6 protein-coding genes are annotated in these 4,940 nt (G+C 36.0%); 4 read left to right on the top strand and 2 right to left on the bottom strand.

Going from position 1 to position 4,940, the window contains the following annotated elements; all coding sequences use genetic code 11:
- Positions 1–115 precede the first annotated feature (115 nt).
- Both BN55_RS08355 and BN55_RS08350 read right to left on the bottom strand, forming a co-directional pair.
- Positions 116–862: an alpha/beta hydrolase gene (locus BN55_RS08355; protein WP_008471682.1), complete on the bottom strand. Its 747-nt coding sequence runs from the start codon at positions 860–862 to the stop codon at positions 116–118.
- 16 nt (positions 863–878) lie between these two features.
- Positions 879–2,063: a multidrug effflux MFS transporter gene (locus tag BN55_RS08350; protein WP_008471681.1), complete on the bottom strand. Its 1,185-nt coding sequence runs from the start codon at positions 2,061–2,063 to the stop codon at positions 879–881.
- A gap of 116 nt (positions 2,064–2,179) precedes the next feature.
- On the opposite strand from BN55_RS08350, the gene BN55_RS08345 reads away from it, so the two are divergent.
- From BN55_RS08345 to BN55_RS08330, 4 genes are all read left to right on the top strand, one after another.
- Entirely contained in the window at positions 2,180–2,809 is a 630-nt protein-coding gene (locus tag BN55_RS08345) for a histidine phosphatase family protein (protein WP_008471680.1), read from the top strand.
- 16 nt (positions 2,810–2,825) lie between these two features.
- Positions 2,826–3,425, top strand: a complete 600-nt coding sequence (locus BN55_RS08340) for a histidine phosphatase family protein (protein WP_008471678.1) — start codon at positions 2,826–2,828, stop codon at positions 3,423–3,425.
- A 186-nt stretch (positions 3,426–3,611) separates the two neighbouring features.
- Positions 3,612–4,136 (top strand): TetR/AcrR family transcriptional regulator, encoded by a 525-nt coding sequence (locus BN55_RS08335; RefSeq protein ID WP_008471677.1) that lies wholly within the window; start codon positions 3,612–3,614, stop codon positions 4,134–4,136.
- Between the two features lie 4 nt (positions 4,137–4,140).
- A partial coding sequence (locus BN55_RS08330; RefSeq protein WP_040469537.1) for an ABC transporter permease family protein occupies positions 4,141–4,940 on the top strand: 800 nt, incomplete at its 3' end.

Genomic DNA, 4,940 nt, shown 5'->3' with positions numbered 1-4,940 from the left:
TTATTGTAAATACCAATTTTGTCTTGTTTAGATAATTTAGCCATAAATAAAAACCTCGAAATTCTTGTCCGAATTTCGGGGTTCATATCATTTTACATTGGATAATCCTTTTTCGTTAGAATTGTTCAGGCTTTAAAAAGTTAACTGTAAAATCAATCGCTGGCTTTCTTGCATCATTGCTAAAGCGATGATCGCCACCATCAATAATGTGAAGTTCGCTATTTTCATAAACTTCATGATATTTTCTCGAAGCGTCGGGATTTACTACTTGATCGTTGCTACCTGCAATTACGCAGACAGGCTTAGTAAATTGTGCACTAACTTCATAGATTGGCAAAACTTGCGCAGTTCTTAAATAAAAACCGCCTACTGTAAACTTGCCTAAGCGAATTTGATCTGGAATATGATGTGGAGCATAAGACACACCTTGCAAAGTGCCTTTTAAAGCGTCAGATTTTAAAGTTGCTGCAGGAGCAAGCAAGACAACTTTATCAACTAAATTAGGATAAAGACCTGCTAGCATTGATGCAACTACGCCACCTTGCGAGTGCCCAACCAGATAGATTTTATTTACATGTGGGTCAGTTCTTACATAATCTAAAATTGCTTGTCCATCCGCAATTTCACTAGGTACGGTCATATTTTTAAATTCACCGTCTGACTCTCCACATCCATCAAAATCGAAACGGACGCTGGCAATATTATTTTCGAATAGTTTATTAGCAATTTCTTCAATTAAAGGTTCGTTTTTATTAGCTTTGAAGCCATGAAATAAAATTGCCATGTCGTATTTTTCGCCAAATGGTTCTAATCTTTCGCCAACTAAGGTTAGACCATCTCTTTGTACTTCTATTTTAGCCATAAATCTTTCCTCTTTTTTACTTTACATGATTATTGTAATGCTTTTTTGTACCGAGTTGCCACCATAAAAGGGCAATAAATTCGCATAAAAAGATAATTATAGCCATTGGCAGATAAGTTTTTTGTCCAAAAAGTCCAACTAAAGGTGAAATAAAAGCACCTAATAAATTCTGAAGTAAGCCGATGATGGCCGATGCAGTACCTGCGACTTCACGTTCTTGTTCAATAGCTAGAGCTGATCCTAGGGGATTGCCGATTCCAACTAAAGAAACAATTAAAAATAAAGGTATGATCACATAGCGTAATTGGTGAGGCAACCAGGTAGTAAGAATTAAAACAATTGCAGCCAAAATTGCGACCTCGATGCCCCATAAAAGCACCTTTTGTTCTTTGAATTTTTGCGTTAATTTTGCACCTAGCCAGGTAAAGATTACTTGGCCGATACCGTTAAAAGCATAAAGTAAGCTGTAAGAAAATGCGGACATGCCAAAAATATCTTGCAGCATAAAACTAGATCCTGCAATGTAAGCATACAAAGCACCAGTCATAAAACCGCTAACTAAAGTAAAAGAAATAAAGACTTTGTTGGTTAAAATTTCTTTTAAAGGGATGCGTTGTTTTGCTTTGACAGCTAATTCTTTAGCTAGCGTTTCTTTAAAAAAGAAAACTGCAATCAAAAGCAAGACTCCGATTACACCCAGAGCAATAAAAATTAATCGCCAGTTTCCAAACAATAAGAAAAAACCGCCAATTGTTGGTGCAAAAACCGGGAAAATACTGTTAACGGCCATTAACATGTAGTAATAACGAGCAAATTCTTTGCCTCTGAATAAGTCGCTGCACATGGCCTTTGAAGTGACGATTCCGACAGATCCGGCCAGTCCTTGCAAAAATCGCAAGCAAATTAGCCAATCAATATTTGGCGCCAATGCAATTAAAAAAGAAGAAAGGGCAAAAACAATTAAGCTAATTAAAGTTGGAATCCGTCGACCAATCTTATCTGACAAGGGACCAATAAAGATTTGTCCGATTGCTAGACCGATCAAACAAGTAGTGATTGTTAATTGGGCTAAAGAAGCAGTAGTATGGAGCTGTTTTTGCATATCGGGGAGCGACGAAGCATACATATCAAGCGATAAAGGACCAAAAGCAGATAGAGTTCCTAGAATAAAAATAATCCATATTTTTCTAGCTTTAGTCAAAATTAAGTCACTCTTTCTTAATAGAATCTATTCTAAGCTATTTTACCGTATCCTTTTTGACTAATAAATGGTAAATTTAATATAATGAAAGCATTTTCAAATAATGGAGACAAACAATGAAATTAATTTTAGTAAGACATGGCGTAAGTGAACATAATAAAGGAGATCTTATCTCTGGTGGAGCTAGCAATCCAGATTTAAGCGCTGAGGGGATAGCTGGCGTTAAAAAAGTGAGTCGCAATTTTGATGAAAGCCAAGTAGATTTGGTATATGCTAGTCCTTTGATTAGAGCTAAAAGAACGGCTGAGATTTTAACTAAAGGTAGAAAAACAATCAATCTTGATCCACGCTTAATTGAAATGCAATTCGGTTCTTGGGAAGGCAGCGATGTAACTCCTTTGTATGAAAATTGTAGCGATGCGTTTGACTTTATGGGGATGATTGGTAAAGATTACACTAAATATGCTCAAAATGCGGAAAGTTATGATGACTTAGTTAGTCGTTGTCAAAGTTTTATGGTAGATTTAAAACAGGTAGCTAGTCAAAAGACTGTTTTAGTTGTTTGCCATGGTTTTACGATTCGAGGCTTAATGGCTGCAATTTTTGGTTTAGATACTAGCGAAATTACGGCTCAAGACAATGTGACTTTTACCGAGATTAACTTTGATGAGGCAAATGATTTTAATCCGCGGTTGATGAGTTTTAACCGTGCGTTGCCTGCATATTACGGAGCAATTAATAGTTAAGGAGCGATATTTTTCAATGGAAGTAGTAATTTTACGCCACGGAACCACTGATCTTAATAAAAATAGTATGATCCAAGGCTCAAGCGTGGATCCTGATTTAAGTAGTGAAGGACGCGCATATGCCGAAAAAGCTGCTAAGAATTTTAATCCTGATGAATTCGATGCAATTTATGTTAGTCCATTAAAGCGCGCGCAAGAAACTGCAAGAATTTTTGTAGGGCCTGATAAAAAAATAAATACCGACGATCGCATCAAAGAAATGGATTATGGCGATTGGGATGGAAAGTCAGCTAAAGAATATCACAAGCAATATCCAGATGCCTTTGATTATCGTGGGTTATTGACTGAAGCAATGTACAAATACAATAAAACTGCCGAAAGTCGTAAGGATTTTGAAGCACGAATTGCTGACTTTTTTGACGAATTATATCAAAAGCATCCTAATGATAAGGTTTTGGTAGTATGTCATGGAGTAGTATCGCGGATGATTGTAGCGCATTATTTAACTCACGGCGATATTTCCTACTTTGACCAAATGGATAATTGTGGACTAGCTAAAATGCATATCGATTCAAAAATTCAACGCTTAGTATTTTGGAATCGCGTTTTAGCATAAAATTTAGATAATAAGATAGATCTGAGTATCGAAAGATACTTGGATTTTTTTATTGCGAAAGTTCTGTAATAAAGCGGGCTCAGGATACTGAAACTACAAAAAAATTGCGTTAGAATTGACATAGTGTCAAAAACAATTTAGTATAGGAAAAGTAGAAGTGACACCGTGTCACTTCGAGGGAGAAAAATGGTTAAATCAACTTTTAAAAATCTACCTGATGAAAAAAGAAAACGTATTGATCAAGCGCTTCTTGTAGAATTCAGTCATTACTCTTTAGATAATGCACAAGTAGCACGAATCGTTAAATCGGCTCAAATTGCGCGTGGTGCTTTTTATAAGTACTTTGATGATTTGGAAGATGCTTATGGCTATATTTACCATAAGGCAATCGACGATATTCATTTAGGTTTAAGACCTAATGGCGAGAAGTTTGATCCAGATCTTTTTTATCAGATGACAGTTGATTTCGTGAATAGAACCGAAGATAGCGAATATCGCGATTTGATTAAGTTTCATTTATCAGAAAATCAAATGGAAATGCATCATGCACCAGATGCTCAAAGCAAGCGTTTGGCGCATCTAGATGCCCGCACCTGGAGTGCGATGGTTCTAACCCACGAAGCTATTAATCTCGCCTTATTTGATCCGGCTCATCGTGATCAAAATCTAAAAAGATATAAGCAGAGCTTAGAACTGCTTAAAGGAGAGTAAAATTATGTTTTTGGCATTAGAAGAAATTAAGTACGAAAAATTTCGGTACGGACTAATTACGTTCATGATTTTTTTGATCTCATATCTGATCTTTATGTTGTCGTCTCTTTCAGTTGGGCTGGCGTCAGAAAACACCCAAGCTGTAAAAAGTTGGCATACGCAGGAAGTTGTACTTAATGAAAATTCTAATGTCAGCTTAAGCCAATCGCTTCTTACAACACAGAATTTAAAAGATAAAAAATTAACTAAAAAACAGGCTTATGTTGGATTGGTTCCAGTTGTGGTTAAAGACAAAGGTCACAGCACTATTTCTGCGCAATTTATTGGTTTGCGTAAGAGTCAATTTATCTATAAGAATTTAGATTTGTTTGCTGGACGCAAGGCTAAAAGTAATGGCGAAGTAACTGTCGACCGCGCTTTTTGGGATCGTGGCTACAAGCTAGGCGATAAGATTAGTCTTAATGGTAGCGATAAAAAGTATACAATTGTCGGATTTTTAAACAATGCCAAAATTAATATCGCGCCAATTGTTTACGGCAGTATGTCTACGTGGAAAACGCTCAGACCATTAGCTCCGAATGTTGTGGCCTCAGGTATTATTTCACAAGATAAGATTGATTTTAACGATAATGGGATGAAGACATATTCAGTTAAGACTTTTGTTAATAAATTGCCTGGCTATAGTGCACAGAATTCTACTTTTGAATTAATGATTGGCTTCTTATTTGTTATTTCCTTAATCGTAATTGCAGTATTTTTGTATATTTTAACTATTCAAAAGATGCCAAATTATGCAGTTTTGCG

The sequence above is a fragment of the Lactobacillus hominis DSM 23910 = CRBIP 24.179 genome, assembly GCF_000296835.1.
GTDB classification, from domain to species: Bacteria; Bacillota; Bacilli; order Lactobacillales; family Lactobacillaceae; genus Lactobacillus; species Lactobacillus hominis.
The sequence above is the reverse complement of the archived record's forward strand: the minus strand, read 5'-3'. Positions and strand labels throughout refer to the sequence as shown.

Excerpts from the sequence above, each read along its gene's own strand:
- BN55_RS08355 (WP_008471682.1), bottom strand. The coding sequence starts at position 862 with ATGGCTAAAATAGAAGTACAAAGAGATGGTCTAACCTTAGTTGGCGAA.
- BN55_RS08345 (WP_008471680.1), top strand. The coding sequence starts at position 2,180 with ATGAAATTAATTTTAGTAAGACATGGCGTAAGTGAACATAATAAAGGA.
- BN55_RS08340 (WP_008471678.1), top strand. The coding sequence starts at position 2,826 with ATGGAAGTAGTAATTTTACGCCACGGAACCACTGATCTTAATAAAAAT.
- BN55_RS08335 (WP_008471677.1), top strand. The coding sequence starts at position 3,612 with ATGGTTAAATCAACTTTTAAAAATCTACCTGATGAAAAAAGAAAACGT.